This window comes from Virgibacillus phasianinus, assembly GCF_002216775.1.
In the GTDB taxonomy this organism is placed as follows: domain Bacteria; phylum Bacillota; class Bacilli; order Bacillales; family Amphibacillaceae; genus Virgibacillus_F; species Virgibacillus_F phasianinus.
Genome location: NZ_CP022315.1, coordinates 1,012,538 through 1,036,026, shown reverse-complemented (window position 1 = coordinate 1,036,026; position 23,489 = coordinate 1,012,538). Strand labels below are relative to the sequence as shown.

Annotated in this window: 25 protein-coding genes; 24 read left to right on the top strand and 1 reads right to left on the bottom strand. The window is 36.2% G+C overall.

All coding sequences use genetic code 11. The features are described 5' to 3' along the window. The first annotated feature begins 16 nt into the window (after positions 1 to 16). The 7 genes from CFK37_RS05240 to CFK37_RS05210 all read left to right on the top strand — a co-directional run bounded on the left by CFK37_RS05240 (position 17) and on the right by CFK37_RS05210 (position 4,098). Positions 17 to 1,147, top strand: a complete 1,131-nt coding sequence (locus CFK37_RS05240; RefSeq protein WP_010652055.1) for an MBL fold metallo-hydrolase — start codon at positions 17 to 19, stop codon at positions 1,145 to 1,147. A 68-nt stretch (positions 1,148 to 1,215) separates the two neighbouring features. Then, positions 1,216 to 1,443 (top strand): sulfurtransferase TusA family protein, encoded by a 228-nt coding sequence (locus tag CFK37_RS05235; protein ID WP_010652054.1) that lies wholly within the window; start codon positions 1,216 to 1,218, stop codon positions 1,441 to 1,443. A gap of 51 nt (positions 1,444 to 1,494) precedes the next feature. Continuing rightward, positions 1,495 to 2,277 (top strand): sulfite exporter TauE/SafE family protein, encoded by a 783-nt coding sequence (locus CFK37_RS05230; protein ID WP_010652053.1) that lies wholly within the window; start codon positions 1,495 to 1,497, stop codon positions 2,275 to 2,277. A gap of 36 nt (positions 2,278 to 2,313) precedes the next feature. Then, positions 2,314 to 2,673, top strand: a complete 360-nt coding sequence (locus tag CFK37_RS05225; RefSeq protein WP_010652052.1) for a rhodanese-like domain-containing protein — start codon at positions 2,314 to 2,316, stop codon at positions 2,671 to 2,673. 129 nt (positions 2,674 to 2,802) lie between these two features. Next, a complete protein-coding gene (locus CFK37_RS05220) occupies positions 2,803 to 3,192 on the top strand; it encodes a DUF302 domain-containing protein (RefSeq protein WP_010652051.1) in 390 nt (129 codons plus the stop codon). A gap of 142 nt (positions 3,193 to 3,334) precedes the next feature. Continuing rightward, positions 3,335 to 3,595 carry a metal-sensitive transcriptional regulator gene (locus CFK37_RS05215; RefSeq protein WP_010652050.1) on the top strand — a complete coding sequence of 87 codons (261 nt, stop codon included), beginning with the start codon at positions 3,335 to 3,337 and terminating at the stop codon, positions 3,593 to 3,595. A gap of 146 nt (positions 3,596 to 3,741) precedes the next feature. Next, positions 3,742 to 4,098 carry a class I SAM-dependent methyltransferase gene (locus CFK37_RS05210; RefSeq protein WP_010652049.1) on the top strand — a complete coding sequence of 119 codons (357 nt, stop codon included), beginning with the start codon at positions 3,742 to 3,744 and terminating at the stop codon, positions 4,096 to 4,098. A gap of 211 nt (positions 4,099 to 4,309) precedes the next feature. Here the strand turns inward: CFK37_RS05210 and CFK37_RS05205 are convergent, their stop codons facing one another. After that, the gene (locus CFK37_RS05205; RefSeq protein ID WP_089060882.1) at positions 4,310 to 4,513 is read right to left on the bottom strand and encodes a hypothetical protein; all 204 of its coding nucleotides are present in this window, start codon (positions 4,511 to 4,513) and stop codon (positions 4,310 to 4,312) included. A gap of 205 nt (positions 4,514 to 4,718) precedes the next feature. Here CFK37_RS05205 and CFK37_RS05200 point away from each other — a divergent pair, with 205 nt between their 5' ends. From CFK37_RS05200 to CFK37_RS05125, 17 genes are all read left to right on the top strand, one after another. Continuing rightward, the gene (locus CFK37_RS05200) at positions 4,719 to 4,970 is read left to right on the top strand and encodes a hypothetical protein (protein ID WP_089060881.1); all 252 of its coding nucleotides are present in this window, start codon (positions 4,719 to 4,721) and stop codon (positions 4,968 to 4,970) included. A gap of 476 nt (positions 4,971 to 5,446) precedes the next feature. Next, positions 5,447 to 5,779, top strand: a complete 333-nt coding sequence (locus CFK37_RS05190) for a hypothetical protein (RefSeq protein WP_089060879.1) — start codon at positions 5,447 to 5,449, stop codon at positions 5,777 to 5,779. 1 nt (position 5,780) lies between these two features. Continuing rightward, the gene (locus tag CFK37_RS05185) at positions 5,781 to 6,251 is read left to right on the top strand and encodes a hypothetical protein (protein WP_089060878.1); all 471 of its coding nucleotides are present in this window, start codon (positions 5,781 to 5,783) and stop codon (positions 6,249 to 6,251) included. A 3-nt stretch (positions 6,252 to 6,254) separates the two neighbouring features. Next, positions 6,255 to 7,508 carry a MobP2 family relaxase gene (gene mobP2 / locus CFK37_RS05180; RefSeq protein WP_089060877.1) on the top strand — a complete coding sequence of 418 codons (1,254 nt, stop codon included), beginning with the start codon at positions 6,255 to 6,257 and terminating at the stop codon, positions 7,506 to 7,508. A 180-nt stretch (positions 7,509 to 7,688) separates the two neighbouring features. After that, positions 7,689 to 9,110 carry an ApeA N-terminal domain 1-containing protein gene (locus CFK37_RS05175; RefSeq protein ID WP_089060876.1) on the top strand — a complete coding sequence of 474 codons (1,422 nt, stop codon included), beginning with the start codon at positions 7,689 to 7,691 and terminating at the stop codon, positions 9,108 to 9,110. 113 nt (positions 9,111 to 9,223) lie between these two features. Next, on the top strand, positions 9,224 to 9,379 hold the full coding sequence (locus CFK37_RS19870) for a hypothetical protein (protein ID WP_157724797.1): 156 nt from the start codon (positions 9,224 to 9,226) through the stop codon (positions 9,377 to 9,379). Beyond that, positions 9,372 to 10,472 (top strand): JAB domain-containing protein, encoded by a 1,101-nt coding sequence (locus CFK37_RS05170; protein WP_157724796.1) that lies wholly within the window; start codon positions 9,372 to 9,374, stop codon positions 10,470 to 10,472. The genes CFK37_RS19870 and CFK37_RS05170 overlap by 8 nt, the downstream gene beginning before the upstream one ends. Before the next feature lie 32 nt (positions 10,473 to 10,504). Then, on the top strand, positions 10,505 to 12,631 hold the full coding sequence (locus CFK37_RS05165; protein ID WP_089060874.1) for a type IA DNA topoisomerase: 2,127 nt from the start codon (positions 10,505 to 10,507) through the stop codon (positions 12,629 to 12,631). Between the two features lie 11 nt (positions 12,632 to 12,642). After that, complete coding sequence (locus CFK37_RS05160) at positions 12,643 to 12,861, top strand: hypothetical protein (RefSeq protein ID WP_245837369.1); 219 nt, start codon at positions 12,643 to 12,645, stop codon at positions 12,859 to 12,861. A 181-nt stretch (positions 12,862 to 13,042) separates the two neighbouring features. Further along, on the top strand, positions 13,043 to 14,647 hold the full coding sequence (locus CFK37_RS05155; protein WP_089060873.1) for an LPD25 domain-containing protein: 1,605 nt from the start codon (positions 13,043 to 13,045) through the stop codon (positions 14,645 to 14,647). 91 nt (positions 14,648 to 14,738) lie between these two features. Further along, a complete protein-coding gene (locus CFK37_RS20680) occupies positions 14,739 to 14,819 on the top strand; it encodes a putative holin-like toxin (protein ID WP_370622721.1) in 81 nt (26 codons plus the stop codon). A gap of 420 nt (positions 14,820 to 15,239) precedes the next feature. Continuing rightward, positions 15,240 to 15,443, top strand: coding sequence for a helix-turn-helix domain-containing protein (locus CFK37_RS05150; RefSeq protein ID WP_089060872.1), 204 nt, complete (start codon positions 15,240 to 15,242; stop codon positions 15,441 to 15,443). 39 nt (positions 15,444 to 15,482) lie between these two features. Next, positions 15,483 to 17,846 carry an EcoAI/FtnUII family type I restriction enzme subunit R gene (gene hsdR, locus CFK37_RS05145; protein WP_089060871.1) on the top strand — a complete coding sequence of 788 codons (2,364 nt, stop codon included), beginning with the start codon at positions 15,483 to 15,485 and terminating at the stop codon, positions 17,844 to 17,846. 26 nt (positions 17,847 to 17,872) lie between these two features. Continuing rightward, positions 17,873 to 19,342 carry a class I SAM-dependent DNA methyltransferase gene (locus CFK37_RS05140; protein WP_089060870.1) on the top strand — a complete coding sequence of 490 codons (1,470 nt, stop codon included), beginning with the start codon at positions 17,873 to 17,875 and terminating at the stop codon, positions 19,340 to 19,342. Next, on the top strand, positions 19,343 to 20,854 hold the full coding sequence (locus tag CFK37_RS05135) for a restriction endonuclease subunit S (RefSeq protein WP_089060869.1): 1,512 nt from the start codon (positions 19,343 to 19,345) through the stop codon (positions 20,852 to 20,854). A 29-nt stretch (positions 20,855 to 20,883) separates the two neighbouring features. Beyond that, positions 20,884 to 21,645 carry a hypothetical protein gene (locus tag CFK37_RS05130; RefSeq protein ID WP_089060868.1) on the top strand — a complete coding sequence of 254 codons (762 nt, stop codon included), beginning with the start codon at positions 20,884 to 20,886 and terminating at the stop codon, positions 21,643 to 21,645. Between the two features lie 239 nt (positions 21,646 to 21,884). Beyond that, on the top strand, positions 21,885 to 22,829 hold the full coding sequence (locus CFK37_RS05125; protein ID WP_089060867.1) for a DUF4062 domain-containing protein: 945 nt from the start codon (positions 21,885 to 21,887) through the stop codon (positions 22,827 to 22,829). The last annotated feature ends 660 nt before the right edge of the window (positions 22,830 to 23,489 follow it).

Here is a 23,489-nt window from a genome sequence, read left to right as displayed (position 1 = left end):
GTAGGAGGCTAATTGTATGACAAAAAGTATTACGACTGATGAACTCGCAAAACGGGTTGTCAACCGTGAGGAGACTCTCATCCTGGATGTTCGGAATACGGATGAGTTTGATGATTGGAAGATCGAAGGGGACAGCGTTGAAATAATCAATGAACCTTATTTCAATCTGCTCGATGGCGTTGACGCTATAGCGGATAACGTTAATAAAGATCAGGAAATAATTGTGGTTTGTGCCAAGGGGGGCTCATCAAAAATGGTGAGAGACCTTTTAGAAGAAGAAGGTTTTACACATGCTTATGACTTGGAAGGTGGCATGAAAGCCTGGAGTGAACATTTGGAGCCTGTCAAAATAGCAGACTTGAATGACGGTGGAAGTCTATACCAGTTTGTACGTCTTGGAAAAGGCTGCTTGTCATATATGGTCGTTTCCGACAAAAAAGCAGCGGTTGTTGATGCTAATCGTATGACAGGTATTTATGAACGTTTTGCTGAAGAAAAAGGTGTATCGATTGAGCATACGATTGATACGCATCTTCACGCTGACCATATTTCGGGTGGACGTCAACTCGCTGAAAATACCGGAGGCACGTATCATTTACCGGATAAAGATGCGGAAGAAGTAACATTTGATTATGCATCATTGGAAGAAGGAACAGATATTACTGTCGGCAACACAACTATTCAGGTACAGCCAATCTATTCACCGGGACACACAATTGGAAGCACATCGTTGATGATTGATAACAAATACCTGCTGACCGGAGATATTCTATTTGTGAAATCGATTGGCCGCCCTGATTTGGCTGGAAAGGCTGAAGATTGGGTCGGAGATTTGCGGGAAACGTTATACAGCCGTTATAAAGAACTGTCTGACGATCTGATTGTATTGCCCGCTCACTATTCATTTGTGGATGAACTTGGAAATGACGGAAGTGTCAAGGCACGGCTTGGTGATTTGTATCAGCGTAATTCAGGTCTGCAGGTGGAAGATGCACAGGATTTCCGGAAAATGGTAACGGAGAACCTGCCGCCGCAGCCAAACGAGCACGATAATATTCGTCAGACCAATATGGGTAAAATGAACCCGGAAGCTGAAAAACAGCGCGAAATGGAGATTGGCCCGAATCGCTGTGCAGTACACGGTTAATACATTTAACTGAATGGATGGGTCCAGAAACAGCACGGTGATTAAAAAATTACAAGGAGGAACTTATGATGGAAGCAGTAAAAGTATTAGATGCAAAAGGAATGGCATGTCCTATGCCGGTAGTAAAAACGAAAAAGGCAATCGAAGAAATTGAATCGGGTGAAATTCTGGAAGTTCATGCGACAGACAAAGGTGCAAAAAGTGATTTAACAGCTTGGACTAATTCAGGTGGTCACGAGCTGGTGGATCAAACTGAAGAAAATGACGTACTGAAGTTCTGGATTAAGAAATCCTAACGAGGGGCCCCTTATTCAGGGGTCTTTTCTTTTTATGAAAGGAGTATGGCTATGGAATACAGTTTAATGTTCATATTAGTCCTGTTTTTAATTGGATTTGGTGGTTCATTCCTATCCGGGATGGTTGGTATCGGTGGTTCCATTGTTAAATATCCGATGCTGCTATACATTCCGCCTTTATTAGGACTATCAGCGTTTACAGCGCATGAAGTTTCCGGCATTAGTGCCGTTCAGGTTTTGTTTGCTACAATTGGCGGGGTATGGGCATACCGGAAAGGTGGATACCTAAATAAAACACTGATTATTTATATGGGGATAAGTATCCTGCTTGGAAGCTTTATTGGTGGTTATGGTTCCCAGTTCATGACGGATGGCGGCATCAATTTTGTGTATGGTGTAATGGCTACCATCGCAGCCGTTATGATGTTTGTTCCTAAAAAAGGGATCGACGATACCCCGCTTGACCAGGTTACATTCAACAAGTGGCTGGCTGCATTTTTTGCATTTGTAACCGGTATTGGGGCCGGAATTGTAGGTGCGGCAGGCGCATTTTTATTGGTTCCAATTATGCTGCTTGTGCTGAAGATACCGACACGTGTGACGATTGCATCTTCACTTGCCATTACATTTCTTTCAGCCGTTGGTTCAACGGCAGGTAAAATAATGACGGGCCAGGTGTTACTTATTCCGGCTGTGATCATGATTATTGCTAGTCTGATTGCATCTCCGCTTGGTGCAAATGCCGGTAAGCGAGTAAATACGAGAGTATTACAAGGCATTCTTGCCGTTCTGATTCTGGCAACAGCTGTTAAAATATGGTCGGATTTTTTCTAGGATAACCAGTTACCTAATGGATTAGGAGGGAGTTGGATGGAAATTTTACAATGGATTTTTTTCATTATTATAATTGCATTTGTGGTGAACTTTTTTCTTCCGACAAAAGGAGTTTCGAATATAACCGCAAAAGAAGCAAAAGATAAGTTTGCGGAAAAAGATGTACAGTTCGTTGATGTAAGAACACCGGGTGAGTATAAAGCCAATCATCAGAAGAAATTTGCAAATGTGCCATTAGCCCATTTATCAAAACGTACCGGAGAATTGGATAAAAATAAAGAAGTAGTCGTTATTTGTCAAAGCGGTATGCGAAGCGCAAAGGCAGCCAAAATGCTTAAGAAACAAGGTTTTGAAAAAATATCTAATGTTAAAGGCGGAATGAATGCCTGGGTATGATAATTGATAATGAAGAAGTTTAACATTCCGTCGTATGGGTTAATATTAAACGTTGGATAAAAATTACCAAATATAATTTTATCTGTTTATGGCAGGTAACTTTTTATAAAAAGGGAGTTGTTTAAGGTTATGTTTCATTATACAGTTGAAACGGAAAAATCAATGGAGAAAGCGATTCATGCACTGGAGGAAAACCTAAAGGAAGAAAAATTCGGTGTGCTTTGGCAATTTGATGTTAAAGAAACGTTAAACAATAAAGGGTTTGATTTTGAACAAGCCTATCAGGTTTTGGAAGTTTGTAATCCAAAAGAGGCGAATAATGTATTATCTCAAAATCAGCTTATAGGTTATTTTCTCCCATGTAAAATGGTTGTGTACCAGGATATTGAAACAAACAAGGTTAAAATCGGCATGCCAAAGCCAACAGCATTAATTGAAATGGTTCATGATGCTTCATTACAAAAGTTTGCAGCTGATATAGAGGAACGACTGATTGTTTGTATAGATAAGACAAAATAATATCTAATTACGAAAAAATTTCATCTTTTTTTGTGAATTTTAATACCCCATCATGTATAATAGAGTAAAGGAAATGAATGTATAAAACTGGTTTATGTACAATACAAATACCAGATTCAATAGAGAAAAGGGGTGCCGTCCAATGGATTATGATGATCAGATGAAAAATCGAATGAAACGTATTGAAGGTCAAGTCAGGGGATTATTGAAAGCAATGGATGAAGGGAAAGAATGTCGTGATGTAGTGAACCAGATGACTGCTGCCAGAAATGCGCTTGACCGTACAGCAGCATTGGTTGTTAGCAGAAATCTGGAAGCGTGCATTCGTGAGGCGAAGGACTCCGGTGAAAGTTCGGAAGATCTTATTAAGGAAGCAGTAAACCTGCTTGTGAAAAGTCGGTAATTCTCCTGCAGATGTGTTGAGGGGAAGGAGATAACAATGACTGATAAACGCTTTAACCTAGAAAGAAAGAGCAGATAAGCTTATGAGTGTCGATCGCAGAAAAAACCACCGGAGGAAAATAATCCGGTATTTGGAATTAGATAAAAATGACACGGTTGGCGACCTTGGTAGCAGACACTGGGTTTTTCACGATTCCCATGGCTAAACAGGTACAGGAAGTTTTTGCGGTGGATATTGAACCGAAAATGCTAAGGATGTTGAAGGAAAATGCGGCGAAAGTGCAACTTGAAAACATTCACTATGTTGAAAGTGATCTGGGCCATATCCGGCTGGATTGTTGTTCATCATTGAGTGGGAAGCCGTTAAAACGGGTTCTGATCCGCCGCTTGATCACCGAATTCCTTCCAATGACATGGAGAATTCATTGTAAAATAACTGTTTCAAACCTGAACTTGATTCATTTGAATCCGGAAAATTACGCATTCAAGGCTGTATTGAAATAATAATCTGATAGGCAACAAGTGTTTTATTTTAGATATATGCTTGTTCCGTTAACGGGCGCTATTCCCTAATAAGGAATAGCGCCAATATCGCATATAAGGGCCATATTGTTTAATACATCGTGAAGAAATGTACTTAAGCTAACGGAGCAGGTTAGTTCAAATTCTGTTTTATATAAATAAAAGACGGTGAAAACGCACCGTCTATAATTAGCTATTTATTTTGTGTTAATTCTTTGTAATAAAGGTAATCGACTTTATGCTTGGTAGCCATTAACTGTGAAGCCAAAACCGCCGTATAAACAGTGGTTAGTACAATTGCTCCAATACCAAGACCTGAAAGGTTTATCTTATTAGATGTACTCATTCCATTATTACTTGTGCTCATTCCATTATTACTTGTGGGTGCTTCTTCCATTTTATTAACCCCCTCATTTGTTATAGGGGTATTATTTGTAACGGCATTTAAACTTATACTCAAAAAATAACAGGCAGGTTCTAAAAACTTTAAACTTGTGAACAAATGTACTTAAACTAATTGGTGCTTTAGTGGAGTAGTAAAACCTTTTTCTACCCAATTCGTATGAAAATATTAAGTAATAAAGTAGTTGGGGGTGTCAACAGTGAAAAAATATATTATTTTTGCCATTAGTTTTATATTACTGTTTTCATTATTCCAAGTATTGTCTGGAATGCTTCTTACATTTACATATACTCCAGATATATCAGAGGCTTGGAATTTGAGTGCTAATTCTCAAGAAACTATTATTAAAAGTAGTCATAGTTCCTTTTTACTAACATTATTTATTGCTTTTCTTTCTGCAACAATTGCTTACTTTATACCGAAGAATATACCTAACAATGGTGTCAATTAAGTAATCTCATAAAAGGCTTGGAAAATAGAATGTGAAGTTGTCGATTTGACAGCCCATATTTTTAAAAGTGAGCAGGAGAGATGAATAGGAGCGATATAATTTATCACATAAAAGTACAAATTAATGAGGGAGTATAATAAATTATGTTCTTTTCCCGTTGGACTTTGTTCCAAGGTATTATAATTATTTTATTGGTAGTTCTTGCATTTATAGCAGATATATATAAGAAAGATATAGCAGTCCCATTTTCCTCAAGTACGGAAGTTAATATACCAATGTTAATGACTTTTTTGTTTATAGTAGTGGTAATTGGTTCACTGAGTTTAATATTGTATTTTCAAACAAAGAAAAGTGACACATTCTTAAAGCATCCGTTATGGGACAAAATGCACATCCTTATGCCCTTCAACAATCCCTGTTCTTGTGAACGGGGATTTTACTATTTTCTAAGCGACGCGTGGAAGGAGTGGATTTGAATGGAAATAAAAATTCGGGATGTAGATGTTCGTGCCGTAAGAGTGTTGGATGAGGAAGCTAAAAAACAAAAGGTATCAAGGAATGTATTACTGAAACGAATGTTAGAGGATGCAGTGAAATTTGATGGCATTAAGTTAGCAGAAAAAGAATTAGATGTGACTGTGAGTCGAGTTGCTGACGGATTGGAAATGACGTTCAAACGATTAAATCATATAGAAAAACGAACGCTCCATCTGTATTTGATTTTATGTGATGCACTTGGATTAAATCCAGAAGAAGCCGATTACATTTTAGATAAAACATTTGCTATGGATGACAAGGAGGGAAATTAAAATGAGCATGACAGAAGAGAAAAAACAAGGATCATATTTTTTGTTAAGCACTGAAACGAAAGAAAAAATTAAAGTGGCAGCGAATGAAAATCATACATCTCAAGCGAATGCCATTGCCTTAATGGTCGATGCCTATTTTGAAAGTAGAGAAGAAGAATATGTTCTATTCAAACAAACGATTTCTGACTTACTGGATGAAAAATTAGATTTCATAAAAGAGAAAATGAATCGCATTCAAGTAGCGAGTAACGTTATTGATCGGGACACAAAAATCATTCTGGAGTTCATGAACCATTACTACCTGGTGAATAAATTCAAAAACTTAATTACAACGGAAGAATTTAAAACAAAAGGAATGGAACAAGCAGAAGAATTAGTGCAAAAAAGGATTCATAAACAGCGGCAAAAGAAATTAGATTATGAACAGCAAAAGGAATTAAAGCAACAAGCACAATCGGAAAGTCGGGAATAAATAATGAGTCCAGCAGTTGTATTGCGAAGTAAATTTGTAACACCTGGGTCAAGTACATTTAATGATTACATTAATTATATGGATCGTGAGGATGCGAAACAACATGTGAAAATGTATACCTCATCTGATAAAGAAAATGATTTTGATGTGTTCCATCACTTCATGGATTATATGGATGATGACGAAAAACAAGGGGAGTTATTTACCTCCAGTAAAGACAGATTGAATGACAAAGAAAAACAAACCGTCAAAGAACAATTTCAACTAGCGCAACAAAATGAATCACCAATGTGGCAAGATGTGATCTCTTTTGATAATGAATGGTTGAGTAAGCAAGGACTATACAACGCAGCGACTCATACCGTAGATGAAACAAAAATGAGGAGTGTTGTACGGGAAACGATGCAAACAATGTTACAAGCGGAAGGAATGCAGCGATCAGCAATTTGGACGGCAACCCTGCATTACAATACCGATAATATTCATGTACATGTCGCAACCGTAGAACCTCATCCAACAAGAGAACGAATGAATGTATTGGATAAAGAATCGAATACATGGCATGAAGAATATCGGGCCAAACGAAAGCCAAAAACGTTAGACAAAATGAAGTCCAAAGTTGCCAATATTATTTTAGATCGTGCGCATGAACGAAATAAAGTAGATGAATTGTTGCGTGGAACTATACGTTTTAAAAAGGAAAATAATATTTCCTTATCTTCTTTCCAAAAGACAGAAACATTATTTAAAGAAGCGATGAACCGTTTGCCTGATGACCGAAAACAATGGCGTTACGGTTACCAATCTATTAATGAAGCTAGAGCCTATATAGATGAAATAACTGAAATTTATTTAGAACAGTTTCATCCGGAAGAGATTCAAGTATTAAAGGCCAAATTGGATGAAGAAGTAGATGTGATGCAAGAAATGTACGGTGAAGGAAGTGATTACCAGCAATATAAAAACACCAAATTAGATGACCTTAAAAAGCGTATGGGAAACGCCATTCTGACCGAAATGCGAGCAGTTGATAAAGAAGAAAAGATGTCGATCTTCAAACAAAAAATTGCTATAAGGCAGTTTCATGCATCGGAAAAGGAAAACCAACAATCATTCTTTCAACGGGACAACGGAAAGGGAAATCGCAATTTACATGTTTCCGGTATTCGTTTGAAGCAGGCGATGCGAAAAACATTTCATGATTATAAGCGAGAAAGAGAAATGGATGAATTTGATCAGTTGATGGAGAAGGAATGATTTAGTGAAACCTAACAATTACCGGTCATGTTTGATATACTTTTGTTGGAGTGCGGTGTTCAATTAAACTTGGCCAGATAGTAGAATAACTCTCAAAGGGGAGTATATAAAATTATTGGTATTGATTACTAGATCATCTTGTTATAGATTTTTTGCATGAAGATATGTGGTGGTGAAAAAATGCAGGTGAATTTGTCAGCAACGGGCTTTTGGAAGGTTAACAATTCTGGAAAGGAATATGCAGGTGACTTATATTTAAACAAAGAGGAGGGCGGAATAGTTATATATATTCGAATACCTAATAGCGGTGCTCCTATGAGTTATTTAGAACTCCCTCTCGAAATTTCTTTCATTGCAGGTTCTACAATTAATGGTGGAGAAATTACACTTGTCAATTGCTCACGAATAAGTACAAAAAGCAAGATAGGAACAGAGGAGGTATTTGGGTATAGTGCCCAATTCATGTTTAGTGGTGTGAAATTCAATAAGGAAGAAGATATTGCATTTTCTAAAATGACTATAAATATACCAGGTATAATTCAATGGGGTGATGTTTCAAATTATATTAAATCAGAGTTAGAGGAAAAAAAGGACTCATTTATAGATTTAAAGATAATAGAACCAATTGAAATATACTCAAACGAAACGTACACTGTATATTATCATTTGAGTTTTAGTAATCCATTTTATTTCATGGAAGAAGAAATAACGTTAGAACAGAAGCCCTATCTTATAATTGATTCTCAATCATTGCAAACCATTGAATGGTTTATAGAAACAGCTAAACAAATGAAAAGGCTCTTGGAAATAGCTATAGGTGTGCCTTTAAGTTATGGTTCGATAAGTGTTGAAAGCCCTGATATTTATTATGAATTCGAAGAGGGTGAGAAACATATTCGACCCTTGGAAGTGCTTCATTCCTATAAACATACTTTAAACAGTGAACTTAGCACCAAACGAATAACAAAACATGATTACCTTTTTAATCTGAGCGAACTGAAGCAAGCAGATTTTTCACAATGGCAAGAAGTAGCAAACAAAATGGAACCTATAATAGAACTCTATATTGAAAGCTTATATAACCAAAACTTATCAGTTAGTCGACACTTTTTAAATATGGTACAGGCATTGGAAACATATCATTCCCGCAGGATAGCGAATTCTCTCGGTAATTATAAACAAAGAGTGGAAGAACTATTAGAAATTAGGCCTAAAGCCTTTCGAGAAGGGGATAGAGAGTTTTTATTAGGTGAGTCTAAAAAATTTGTTACATTAAAAGGTCGTCTAGCTGATTTAATGATAGCGGATTATAGATTCTGGTTTCGTACTGGAGAGTTCAGATTACTAGAATTTCCTCAGGTTATTGCTACAACAAGAAATTACTACACACATTACGATCAAAAATTAGAAGATAAAGCTCTTAAGGATGAAAATTTAATAACGGCTTTTCACATCCTGCGTAACATATTGGAATTCTATTTATTAAAGGAGTTTGGCTTCAGAGAAGACTTTATACACGAAAGAATCAGGGAAAGAATAAAACCAATTATGAATAGTATTGACATTAGAAAGGCAGATGAGAGAAAAAATAATCAAAAATAGCCTTGTTAAGAGCACAGAAATTAATTGTTCATAATTAATTCTGTGCTTTTTTGTATGCAGTTTTTGATGTGATTTATCGATAGGTTTTACAAAAATAGAAAGGAATGGTTCACATGAGAAACAACCAGCAAAGCATTTTAGATTACTTTGGGGTGGACAGTCAAAAGGAATTACTGGAGTTCATGCAGGAAAATTCTAAAGATAAGGATGTTCTTTTATTGAAAGAATTGCTCATTCGTGCGGAGAATGGTGGTGATACGGATGAATAATTTGTATGAACATTTTGGCTGCTCGTCTAAAGAGGAACTTTATCAAAAAGTAACCAAGGATGATGATTCCGTAAGAAGTTTAGTGGATTTTATAGATTTTTCAAAAGGACAAATGAATAGCAAAGAAGTAGGAATATCTTCTCCACAAAACTTTATTGAATTTGTAACGAAGAATAAAATGCCCTCCAAGGATGAGATGGTATCTGTGTTTTGTTCCACCAAAAACGAGCCACTGCATTTAAGCCGATATAAACTTCATGATCAAGATGATTTGAAAAGGGTGTTGAAAGAAGGTTTACATGCAGGCGGTGTATCCATGTTTAATTTATCAAACAGTTCTACGTCTACTGAGAAGGAAGCAGAAATGATCGATTACTTTAAAACATTTGGAGTAGATGTGATTGATGGATTTAGCTATAACGAATTCAGCGACACAATCACATCCAGTAAAGAAATGATTCCATATAGCCGTGATAAATATGCACCATCTGTAGATAATGTTGCCGAAAGTGAAGGTCATGCAGAGACAGCTTATAATCTGACAGCTTATAATCTGCAAAATGACATATACACCTACCAAGGATTTGATGAATTCACTTCTTTTTTCGCTAATCAAGAGATTGTTGGATCTCATATGTTGAAAGATAATACAAAGGTGAAGAAAAGCTTGAAAGTTGGTTATCAGTATGATTGGCAGGAATCATTTGGAGTAATTGCTTGTGATGCTGATGGGAAAGTTGTATCTGTTAAAGAACTTTTCAAAGGATCACCAAATGCAAGTATTGTGGATAAGAAGGTATTTACAAAGGAATTATTGTCGCGAGAAGATGTATCAAAGGTTGCTGTTTTTCATAATCATCCTTCTGGTATCCCTGAACCAAGTGCTGAAGATAGAAATGTAACGAAAGGTTTGAAAGAAATATCCGAAAAATTGGATGTACAATTACTGGATCATTTTATTGTCGGAAAAAAGAATGTCTATTCCTTTGCAAATGATATTCCCGAATATGTGAGTAGCAATGGAGAGTATAGAAAATCCATTGAAAAGCAGCCAAAGGCAAAAGGCGGTAAACAGCATGCATTTGAAATGTAATTGTGAGCAAAAGAAAGGGGAAGAACGTTTTAATGGGACATACATTAATTCTCGCTGAAAAGCCGAGTCAAGCAAAAGCGTATGCAGATGCTCTTCAACATACAAAGAAACAAGATGGTTATATAGAGGTAAATGATGGTCGCTTTTTTAAGGAGAAAGCATATATCACTTGGGGATACGGGCATTTGGTTGAACTTCTCTCTCCTGAACAATATAACGAAACATGGAAGATTTGGAAATTAGATCAGTTGCCCATGTTTCCAGGACAATTTCAACTTCAGGTGAGTAAAGACAAGAAAAAGCAATTCAATATAGTGAAAAGACTTTTAAATCATTCAACAGAAATTATTGTTGCAACGGATTGTGATCGTGAAGGAGAGAATATTGCCCGAAGTATCATATCACTTGCTGGCGCGTCACATAAACCAACCAAAAGATTGTGGATTAACTCTTTAGAAGTGGATGAGATACAAAAAGGATTCCGTCATTTAAACAACGGAAAAAATTATCTATCATTATATCAGGAAGCACAAACAAGGCAATATAGTGATTGGCTAGTAGGAATGAACGCTTCCAGATTATATACATTGCTTCTGCAAAAGCAAGGGATGAAAGGCGTGTTCAGCGTTGGCAGGGTACAAACAGCTACCCTTTATTTATTATACAAACGTCAAAAGGAAATTGAGGATTTTGTTTCCCAAGACTATTTTACCTTTCAAGGGAAAGTCCAAGTGCCAAATGGTTCGTTTGAAGCGAAACATAAACAACGCTTTGCAACAAAAGAAGAAGCTCAAAAAGTATTGCAAGAAAAAGGCGTTCTACCTGGAGTAAATGATGGTATTATTCAAGAAGTGAAAAAGGAGCGGAAAAGAACAAAGTCACCAAAGCTACATTCTTTATCTTCCTTGCAAAGTACGGCAAACAAGCAATGGGAGTACAGTCCGTCCGAAGTATTAAAGATTGCGCAAAGCCTATACGAAAAGAAAGTTCTATCTTACCCAAGGACGGACAGTCATTTTATAACTGATAGCGAATTTGCTTATATCAAAAACAATTTATCGAACTATCAAGAATGTATAGGGGTAGATGTTGAAGTTGTTTATCCTGATGCCCAGAAGCGATATGTAGATAATACGAAGGTTGCCGAACACTATGCCCTCGTTCCAACAAAACAAACGCCAAATTTTAGTGCTTTAAACGAAAAAGAAAAGAATATTTATCTAGAAGTGATTGCAACAACCTTGGCTATGTTTGCTCCGGATTATGGATATGAAGAAACGAAGGTAGAGGTTGGTGTGAAAGGGATTAACTTTGAAGCGACTGGAAAAGTAGAAAAACAAATAGGCTGGAAATCATTATTTAAGAATCAACAACAGGCAAGGAAAAAAGAAACGGTCTTACCAGCAATGGAAAAAGATCAGGCTTGCCAAGTTAATGTAGAAATAGCGGAAGGAAAGACAAAGCCACCAAAGTATTATACAGAGGGGCAACTGATTAATGTGATGAAACACGCCGGGAAAGAAATAGACGATGAAGCATTGCAGCATACATTAAAAGAAAGTGAAGGTATTGGGACAGAGGCAACAAGAGCAAGTATCATAGAAACTTTAAAACACCAATTGTATATTGGGATTAGAAAGAACCTAGTAACTGTATTAGATAAAGGGAAAATACTTTGTCAGGCTGTAGAAGGAACGTTACTTGCTAGTCCGGAGATGACAGCGAAATGGGAAACGTATTTAAAGAAAATTGGAGAGAATGAAGGATCTCAAGAATTGTTTCTCGATAAAATCAAACAAATGATTGAGTCTTTAATGCAAGAAGCACCAAAGAAAATTGGAAGCATGGAACAGTCCTTGCAACAGGTGAATGAAAAATCTTTTATAGGCAAATGTCCCCGTTGTAATCATGAAGACGGAAAGATTCAAGATAAAGGGAAATTTTATGGATGCAGTCGTTATCGTGAAGGGTGTACATTTACGTTACCAAAGAAATTCCTTGGCAAATCCATAAGTCAGATAAACATTAAAAAGTTATTGGGTGGCGAAAAAACCAACTTGATAAAAGGATTTACAAGTAAAAAAGGAAAAATGTTTGATGCATCTTTACGCTATGACCAAACCGAACAAAAAATAACATTTGAATTCCCGAAAGGATGATTGTGACGGATATGTATGTAAATGGGGCATATAAGCTTGTTGATTTAGGGTATGTAAAGGAAATTAAAGAAGCTAGTGTTGTCTTCATTGTTGATGCTGGGGAAATAGAAATTGAAGTAGATGCAGTCACAAAGGGTGCTATAGAAATGATAAATCAAGCAGATGAAGAAGCGTTGATTCCATTGGATATAAAGGAGAAAGCAGTTATCTTGGAGGGTGAACCAGCTTGAGATACCACTAAGAGGAAGCCGTTTAGTGAAAACTGTATGTAAAAAATGATGTTGATCGCTGATATAGCGGTCTTTTTATTTTGCATAATGAAACATTAATAGGCTGAGCAAATAAATAGCTGATATATCTAAGGGGCTTCCTGGTGGGAGTCCCTTTTATTTTTCGGGAGGATGATATTTCATGCAAAGAAAAACATTCGAACAAAAACAGGAAGAAGTGAAACAATTAACAGAAACGATGAATCAGTCCATTGAATCTTATTTTGAAACACCTGAACAAATGGCTGATCACCTAGCTTTCATGATGCAGTTTTATCAATATTCATTACGAAATACAGCCTTAATTCAGAGTCAATTTAAGGGAGCACAAGCAGTAGGAAGTTATAAGTTTTGGCAGGAAAAAGGCTTTCAAGTGCAAAAAGGAGAAAAAGCCATTCAAATTTTAGTGCCAAATAAGACGCAGCCGAAATTTAAAGATGAAAACGGCAAATGGAAAAGCATAAAAAAGGCGACAGAGCAGGAAAAAGAATTAATCAACAAAGGGGAATTAGAGAAAAAGGGAAGTGGGTTGTATTTTGGAAGGGGCAGTGTTTTCGATGTTTCACAAACTAATGCAAAAGCTAGTGATCTTCCAGATATTTTTCCAAATAGATGGCTGGAGGGGGACGTTGCAAACTATCAAGATATGTTAGAGGCCCTGCAAAAAGTGGGAGATAAACTGGATGTGACGATTGGCGAGCCTATGGAGGAACTAGGTGCTGCTAAAGGTGCATTTTACCAAGGAATAGATGGCAGGAAAAATCATATTGGTTTAAATTCACGCAATGGCGAATTGCAAAACGTGAAAACATTAATCCATGAATTGGCCCATGCCAAGTTGCATGGTACGCCCGATAGGCATTTCAATCTAACTTCAGAAGAAAAAGAATTCCAAGCAGAAATGACAGCTTATGCCGTTGCATCCTACTTTGATATTGATACAAGTGATTATTCTTTAGGCTATCTTGCCAACTGGACACAGGGAAGGGAATTAAAGGATAAAGCGCAGTTACTCGAAGAAGTAAGGGGAGCAGCAGTGGAGTTTATGGAGATTATGGAGCCTGAATTGATGAAAGAACAGGAGAAAGGCGTAGAAAATGGAAAAGATGTGTTCCTACAGGCTATTCAAGAGAGAAAAGACCTATCAGAGCTAACAGAAGTTAATAAAGCAGCAATGGATTATGTAATTGATCATAAGGAAAAAGAGCAAGCAGAAGGATTGTACTTTTGTGTAGATGGTGATGTCGTTGTAGGAGTGGATAATTCTACAAATGAAGCCTGGACGGAAGAATTTAATCATGTTGTAAAGTGCAAAGCATGGTTAAAGCGATATGATATGGATATTGAGCAACCACAAATATTCATTGAATGGTCGGAGGCACCAGAAATAGAATCTGATTCAATGATGGATTTTGCAAAAGGTAATGCAATGATGGAGAAGCTGGAAGAAAGGTATCAGGGTGATAATAGATATTATAAGACGCGGTATAGTATTATTTTTCCTGAGAGCAAGAATTCAAAGATGGAAGTTGTTAATATGGATCGCCTAGATGTTGGGGATGGCGAATTCTTGAACCCTCACCATCAAGCCAGAAAAGAAGGGGATCTTACTGACGAACAACAAATGATGCTTGATGATGCTGTTTATGGTCATTTGCTTGAAAGTGAAAGACTTGATATTAATGATTGGTTGAAAGGTAAAAATGAGAAGAAAAAACTACAAACAGTAGACATGGATATGATGTGATAATCTTCATAGTTTGATATACTTGCTATTAGTGTAATAGGGCTTTCATGGGTGGTAGCTCACCCCTCTTTTTGAGAAAGGGGGTGATGCGATGACAGTATTCGAAACATTGATCCTGATGATCACGTTCGCAACCTTAGTTGTAGCTATACTGTCAGAACAAAAAAAGTAACCACCCGATGAATGCCTAGCCGCATTTTGGTTGGTTACTTTTCTGACCTAAATATGTGAGCTGCCCCCTTGAAGGGCTTTTGCGCACGAGACCGTTCATGTTAGAGCATGGACGGTCTTTTATTATTTTATGTGCTTCTATGCATAGTATACCTTATTTTGCACTTAAAATAAACATAATGAATTTCTTACGAAAGGGCGCTTAGTTCATAAGAAGTTATACGTAATCAGTTATCGACTGATACGTACAATTATTACTCTACTTCCCATAATCTTATTGCATTGAAATTAATAGACAATCACCTTCAGACAATTGAATCCCTTGAGACCTTACAATATTGCAAGATTATCTAGAGTCTTCGTTTAATAATATGCTATAATATAGGTAACTTATTGTTACATAGCCATAGGAGGATACAGCATGGTTATAAGCTATGATAAATTATGGAAGCTCTTAATAGACAAGAAAATGAATAAAACAGATTTAAAGGAACAGGCGGCGATTACATACAACATATTAGCACGTCTTGGTAAACAACAACCTGTCAGTATGGAGAGCTTATATAAAATTTGCAAGTGTCTTCATTGTAATATTGGGGATATTATGGAGTTTGAAATTGACTAAGTGATTTAAGATAAGATTACTAGGGAAAGGTAGGGTCTTATGGGAAAGCGTCATTTGTCTGAAGAAGATATTAAAGCAAGATACATTACTCCAGCAATTACAGATGCGGGCTGGGATATTAAAAAGCAGGTAAGGCTTGAATATCCTTTTACTGCAGGAAGAATTATATTGCGTGGAAATGTCACTGCCAGAGGGAAAAGAAAAAGGGCGGACTATGTACTCTTTTACAAGAATAACTTCCCTCTGGCAATTATAGAGGCAAAAGATAATAATCATTCCGTTGGAGCTGGTCTGCAGCAAGCAATTGATTATGCCAAGTATCTTGATGTCGATTATGTTTATGCTTCCAATGGTGATGGATTTGTTGAACAAAATTTAATCACCGGACAAGTAAGGGAATTGAGAGTGGAGGAATTTCCTTCACCTGAGGATTTATATCAGCGTTATTTGGCAGATAAGCATATCGATAAGGCTGAAGAGAAAGTTATCTTAGAGCCTTACTACTATATTCCAAATTATAAGACGCCTCGTTACTACCAAAGAGTAGCGATTAACCGGACGGTGGAGGCAGTGGCTAAAGGACAAGAACGTGCACTTTTAGTTAGTGCTACCGGAACTGGTAAAACGTTTATGACCTTCCAAATCATTTATCGGTTATGGAGATCTGGATTAAAGAAAAGAATTCTCTTTCTAGCAGATCGAAATGTATTAATAGATCAGACGATGACCGGGGATTTCAAACCATTTAGCGGAAAGATGACCAAAGTAAAAAATAAAAACCTTGATAGCTCCTATGAAATCTATCTTGCTTTGTATCAGCAGCTTGCAGGAGACGACGGAGAAGAAACATACCGTCAGTTTCAACCGAATTTTTTCGATTTGATTGTCATAGACGAGTGTCACCGGGGAAGTGCGAAAGAGGAGTCTGCATGGAGGAAGGTTCTGGATTACTTTTCATCTGCGACCCATGTCGGATGTACTGCTACACCGATTGAAACAAAAGAGGCATCCAGCATTACATATTTTGGTGAACCTATTTATGAATATTCTTTGAAGCAAGGTATTGATGATGGTTATTTAGCGCCGTATAAGGTCATTCGAATTGGACTTGATCGTGATCTTGAAGGCTACCGTCCAGAAGCAGGAAAGGTCGACAAGCATGGCTATGAAATTGAAGACAGAGAGTATAATGTGAAAGATTTTGATCGACATTTGGTTATAGATGATCGTACACAAGTTGTCGCAGCAAAAGTTACAGAACTCCTTAAGAAAACAGACAGGTTCAGTAAAACGATTGTCTTTTGTGTGGATATTGAACATGCCGAACGGATGCGCCAGGCACTTATTAATGAGAACAAGGATTTATACAGGGATGATCATCGCTATATTATGCGTATCACCGGTGACAATGACGAAGGAAAAATGCAGCTAGAAAATTTCATTGATGAGGAGAGTACTTATCCAGTAATTGCAGTAACTAGCAAACTCATGACTACTGGTGTTGATGCAAAAATGTGCAAACTTATTGTCTTAGAAAACAATATTAATAGCATGACCGAATTCAAACAGATTATCGGCCGTGGCACAAGACTTTTAGAAGATTACGGAAAGACCTTTTTCACCATTATGGATTTCCGTAACGCCAGTCGCTTATTTTCAGATCCTGCATTTGACGGGAAGCCGGAAGTAGTGATTGAGCTTCCTGGGGATGAACCAGTAATCGACCCTCCAGTTGATGACGAGGAGGATAATCCAGAAGGTTTTGAGCCGAAAGATGGAAATGATATTATTATTGATCCTGGTGGAATAGATATTCCGGGAACAGAAGATGATGATAAGCCTCGTAAATATTATATTGGGGATGTTGCGGTTAGTGTCCTCTCTGAACGGGTTCAATATGTCGATAAAGACGGAAAACTGATCACGGAAAGTTTAATTGATTATACAAAGAAAAATATTTTACAACAATATGCAAAGTTAGATGATTTCTTGAAAACATGGACAGAAGCAGAGAAAAAGCAAGCGATTGTCGATGAGTTACAGGAAAGCGGGGTCCTGCTTGAAGCTGTCAGGGAGGAAGTTGGAAAGCCAGAGTTAGATGATTTTGACCTAATTTGTCATTTAGCATATGATAAAGCACCATTAACGAAAAAAGAACGGGCAGAAAACGTAAAGAAGCGGCATTATTTATATCAGTATTCCGAAATTGCACAAGAAGTTATTACAGCATTATTGGATAAATATGCAGATGACGGGATCAAAGAAATAGAAGATACCAAAGTGCTTCAGCTAAAGGAATTTGCGAAGATTGGTAGCCCGATGAAAATTGTAAAAGCATTTGGCGGGAAAGAAGCGTACGAAAGAGCAGTACAAGAACTAACTAATGAAATTTTCTACGCATAATAAAATAATTAAGGCAGGTATACATCATGGCAATGAATAATTTTGTAAAAAGAATTCAAAACGTTATGCGCAATGATTCTGGTGTTAATGGAGATGCCCAGAGAATCGAGCAGATTGTGTGGATTCTATTTTTAAAGATATATGATGCAAAAGAAGAAGCATGGGAACTTTATGAAGATGATTATAATTCAATCATTCCAGAAGAGTTAAAATGGAGAAATTGGGCAGTTGACCGTAAAGATGGAGAAGCTCTAACAGGAGATGCTTTACTTGATTTTGTAGATAATAAATTATTTCCCGTACTTAAAAAGTTAGAAACTGATGAAGAAACGCCGATGAGTCAAATTATTGTAAGAGCAGCGTTTGAGGATGCTAATAACTATCAAAAAGATGGCGTATTGCTTCGTCAAGTTGTGAATATTATCGATGAAATTGACTTTACAGAATATAAAGAGCGACATGAATTTGGCGCTATTTATGAATCATTCTTGAAAGATTTACAAAGCGCTGGAAATGCTGGTGAGTTCTATACACCAAGGGCAGTCACGGACTTTATGGTAGAAGTAACTAAACCAGTATTAGGTGAAAAAATTGCTGATTTTGCTTGTGGTACGGGTGGTTTCTTAACCTCTGCCTTAAATGCATTGGACAAACAAATCGATAATTCCCTTGAAAATAAAGAATTGTATAATGAATCTGTTCATGGTGTAGAAAAGAAATCATTGCCACATATGTTATGTGTTACAAATATGCTAATCCATGATATTGATGACCCAAATGTTCTTCATGGGAATTCGTTAGAAATCAACTATAGAGATTTGCGAAAGATGGAAGCTTATGATGTGATTTTAATGAATCCGCCATACGGGGGAAGTGAAAAAGAAAGTGTCAAAGTGAATTTCCCGATGGAACTTAGAAGCTCTGAAACAGCCGATTTATTTATGAATGTGATTATGTATCGGTTAAAGAAAAATGGGCGAGCAGCAGTTATTTTACCGGATGGATTCTTATTTGGGACGGATAATGCCAAATTCAATATAAAGAAGAAGTTATTCAATGATTTTAATGTACATACAGTGATACGAATGCCACACAGTGTATTTGCGCCATACACATCTATCAGAACGAATATTTTATTTTTCGACAATACAGAGCCAACGAAAGAGACTTGGTTCTACCGGCTGGATATGCCAGAGGGGTATAAAAACTTTTCGAAAACAAGACCAATGAAATTAGAACATTTTAATGATGCAATTAACTGGTGGGATAACAGAGAAGAAATCGAGATGGATGGTTTTCCGAAAGCGAAAAAAGTTTCTATCGGTGAGATTGAGGAAAAGAATTACAATATTGATTTATGCGGTTTCCCACAAGCGGAAGAAGTCATTCTTGAACCAATGGATTTGATTCAGGAATACCAGGAAAAGCGAGCATCCTTAAATGCCGAAATTGATCATGTTCTAAGACAAATTACCGCGCGTCTTGGAGGTAATTAAATGAATGGACAAGATTTTAAAAATAGTATTCTGCAACTAGCGATACAAGGGAAATTAGTGGAACAGCGGGAAGAGGAAGGAACTGCAAAACAGTTAATTGAAAATATTAAAGCTGAAAAAGAACAATTGATTAGGGATGGGAAAATAAGAAAAGAAAAGCCATTTTCAAAAATAGATGAAGGCGAAATTCCTTACAACGTACCCGAAAATTGGCAATGGGTAAGGTTTGGTGACTTGGGGAGTTTTAAAAAAGGACCATTTGGAAGTGCTTTAACAAAATCGATGTTTGTACCAAAAAGTGAAGATACCGTAAAAGTATACGAGCAAAAAAATGCTATTCAAAAAAACGTTAATATAGGCGATTACTACATAACACGTGAATACTTTGAATCCAAAATGAAAGGTTTTGAATTATCCTCAGGAGATATAATAGTCAGCTGTGCTGGTACGATTGGGGAAACATATATAATTCCTGATAATTTTGAACAAGGTATTATTAATCAGGCTCTTATGCAAATGAAGTTAATGCCTAGTGTATATGTAGATTATTTTTTATTGTATTTTGATTTCATACTAAAAAAGACAGCAAGGAAAAGTAGTAAGGGATCAGCAATAAAAAACATTCCACCATTTAAGGTATTAAAGAATTATGTGGTACCGCTCCCTCCACTCGAAGAACAAAAGCGTATCGTTGCAAAAATTGAAGAACTGATGCCTTACGTGGAAGAATATGATAAAGCTTATACAGAAGTGACAGAACTTAACAAGAAATTCCCGGAAGATATGCAAAAATCTATTTTGCAATATGCGATTCAAGGCAAGTTAGTGGAACAGCGGGAAGAGGAAGGCACCGCAGAAGAACTGTATCAACAAATTCATGACGAGAAGAAAAAACTCATCGAAGAAGGCAAGATTAAGAAAACAAAAGCACTTCCAGAAATTACGGAGGAAGAGATACCTTTTGATATACCAGAGAGTTGGAAATGGGTAAGGTTCCAAGAAGTGTGTGAATATATACAGAGAGGGAAGTCGCCGAAGTATTCTGAGCAAAAACAATATCCAGTAGTTGCTCAGAAATGTAACCAATGGTCAGGATTTAGCCTTGATAAGGCAAAATTTATTGATCCCAAAACTATTTCTTCGTATCAAGAAGAACGATTTTTAATAGATGGGGATTTAATGTGGAATTCGACTGGTTTAGGTACATTAGGTAGGGTAGCAATATATGAAGAAAGTAAAAATCCCTATGAATTAGCTGTTGCAGATAGTCACGTTACGGTAATTAGACCTTTGAAACAGTATGTGATTTATAAGTATATGTATTATTATATTGCAAATCCTACGGTTCAAAAAGTAATTGAGGAACAATCATCTGGTAGCACGAAACAAATAGAGTTGTCAACTAATACAGTGAAGAGTTATCTTCTCCCTCTTCCACCGCTTGGAGAACAAAAACGCATTGTACATGAAATTGAAGAAATGCTACCTTACACAAAGCAATTGATTAAATAAATACTACTATGTTTTCTGAGGAGATTACGATGGAAGCTGAAAAAATTGACGAAGTTTTTATTTCTCATGCCGCTGACGTTTTAGGTGATACAAGTAATGGATTAAGCGGATCTCAAATTATCAAATACTGCAATTCATATGCTGTTGAATTTAATGTAAACATACCGATCATAAGTCCTAACTTTGGTAAGTTTGGAAGTATTGTTCCCAATAAAAGGACAGCTTTATATAAAAATCTAATAACTTTTAATGGGATGCAGCAATTTACAATCATAAAAGAACTTTGTGCGTTGGACTTATTTAAAAGAAATGAAGAAGTCTCCAAGTTAAGATACAATTTATTTACACGATATAGTAGGTTTGCTTCAACTGATTTGTATATGGAGGAATATCAACCAACTGGATGGGAACGTGTTGATAGAGCGATAAACGAAATGAAAACTAGATTGGAAGCGGCACGAACAGAGGAGCAGTTTCAAGCAATTGGAATGATTGGTCGGGAAACACTGATTACCATTGCTCAACAAGTTTATGTTAAGGATAAACATCCCACACTAGATGGGGTTGAAACCAGCAAGACAGATACAAAGCGTATGCTAGAAGCTTTTTTAAAATATGAATTAAAAGACACTTCAGAGAAAGCTAGGAAATTTGCAAGGGCTGCAGTAGACTTGGGGAATCAACTAACACATGATAGGGGGGCAACAAAAACAGAAGCAACAATGTGCCTCATTTCAATTCAATCTGTTGCAGCATTGATTAAAATAATCGGCGAAAATGATGACTATTAAAAATAAAGATATATATGAAAAGCTGTCTTTTTTGTTCTACTCTACATTAAGATGGTACAGTTTTTAAAATTTTAGTTGCTGCCAAAAGGTAACTAGATATGATTATATCGAACCTTTCTAAATAAATATTTGCAGGCATATATTGTAAAGGCATCATTTCTAATAATCCCATGACTGTTCTTCTTAAGACTTTGGTAATTTCTGCATTGTTAAAACAATTAAAGGGGGTTAGGTTTTCAATGAAGTCAGTAAAATTAATTAAAATTTTTATAGCTTCACCTGGTGATGTTCATGTGCAACGGAATGAAGTTGAACAATTGATTTTAGATTGGAATAACGAACATAGTGATACGAAAAACATAGTTTTGATGCCTATCAGATGGGAGAATAATTCAACAGCTTCATACGCGGTCAATAAGAGTGGCCAGGCTATAATTAATGAAGAGATAGTAAAATCTAGCGATATTTTAATTGCTATATTTGGAAATAGAATTGGTACAAGAACTCCAAATAATAAGTCTGGTACTGTTGAGGAAATTAACGTTTTTTATGAAGAACATCATAGAGGGGTAGGTATCTTCTTTATAGATAATCCTGTACCAGAAGAATTGATTAATGAGAGAAAGTTAGTTCAAAAATATAGAGAATATTTATCTGATAACGACCGTGGATTATATGGAACTTATGATCCTAGGAAAATCCGACATTTTATCACAAAAGAGGTAAGCAGTTTGTTGGAGGGGGTTGATTTTGATGAAGATATAAATCGTAATTTAGCAGGAACAAATTTATCAAAAACTAATATTTTTGATGAAATAGAATTTGATAAGGATGAACAATTGTTCTTTATCTTTGTTGTGGAAGAAGAAAATCAAACTTTTGGGGCGAGATGGATGTCTGATGATACCATTTCAACAATTCAAAAATGGGAAGAAAAGAATAAGTTAGAAAATTATTTAAGTGAGAGATACAACTCGGTATTAACTAAAATGGCTCAGCGTAAAATTATTGATGTAGAAGAAGTAACTGATTACGGTAATGCAAGATTGTACTCAATGAATCCCACAGAGTATAGAAGTTTAAAAAAACATATTTATGATAACCAGCAAGAGGTCTTAAATATCAAATCATTGTTCCCAAAACAACCAACAGTGCCAATGCCAGAGTTGGACTTACCATTTTAATCTTTTAAAAGAAAATCTGTATTAAACTTCATTTAGATATATTACGGTGAATCGTAACAAAAAAAGGGGTAAAATAAAGGTTTTTTTTGAACTTAATTCCGTCTTATTAATAAATTCATGCAGTGATATTCAAGTGTCTATTAAAGAACAAACTTAAAATTCAAATACAACTAAAAGCAAAAAAGTATGCCTAATGTTATTTCAATTACTTTATAAAACCTGTGGATATTTCCACGTAACATACAAGTAGCATACAAAAACATTTGCACTCGTTGATTTTACTGCCTCCCACAGTTCTCAAAACGTTAATATATCAAGTTTTCAAATCCCTCAACCTGCCTATGGTTGGGGGATTTTTTATATATAAATTGCCTTAAATTTGAGGAGGAAATTATATGTAATACAGATTAAAATGCATCAAAAAGCTTAGGTGGTAAATGTTTATAAAGGTAAAGCCCTGAATGTTGTATTTATCCCCACTTCATTTGGACAAGGCTAAATAGAGTAGGGGTAAGGATGTAAAGCCAATCACATCACTAGCTGGTTAAATTAAAAAGATGAGGCTGGGACAAAACTAAAATATTTGAGTCAAAGACGAACAATCACAGGATAGACGTTTAAAACGTTAATTTTTCAATAGTCGGGTCTAATTCGCAGTTG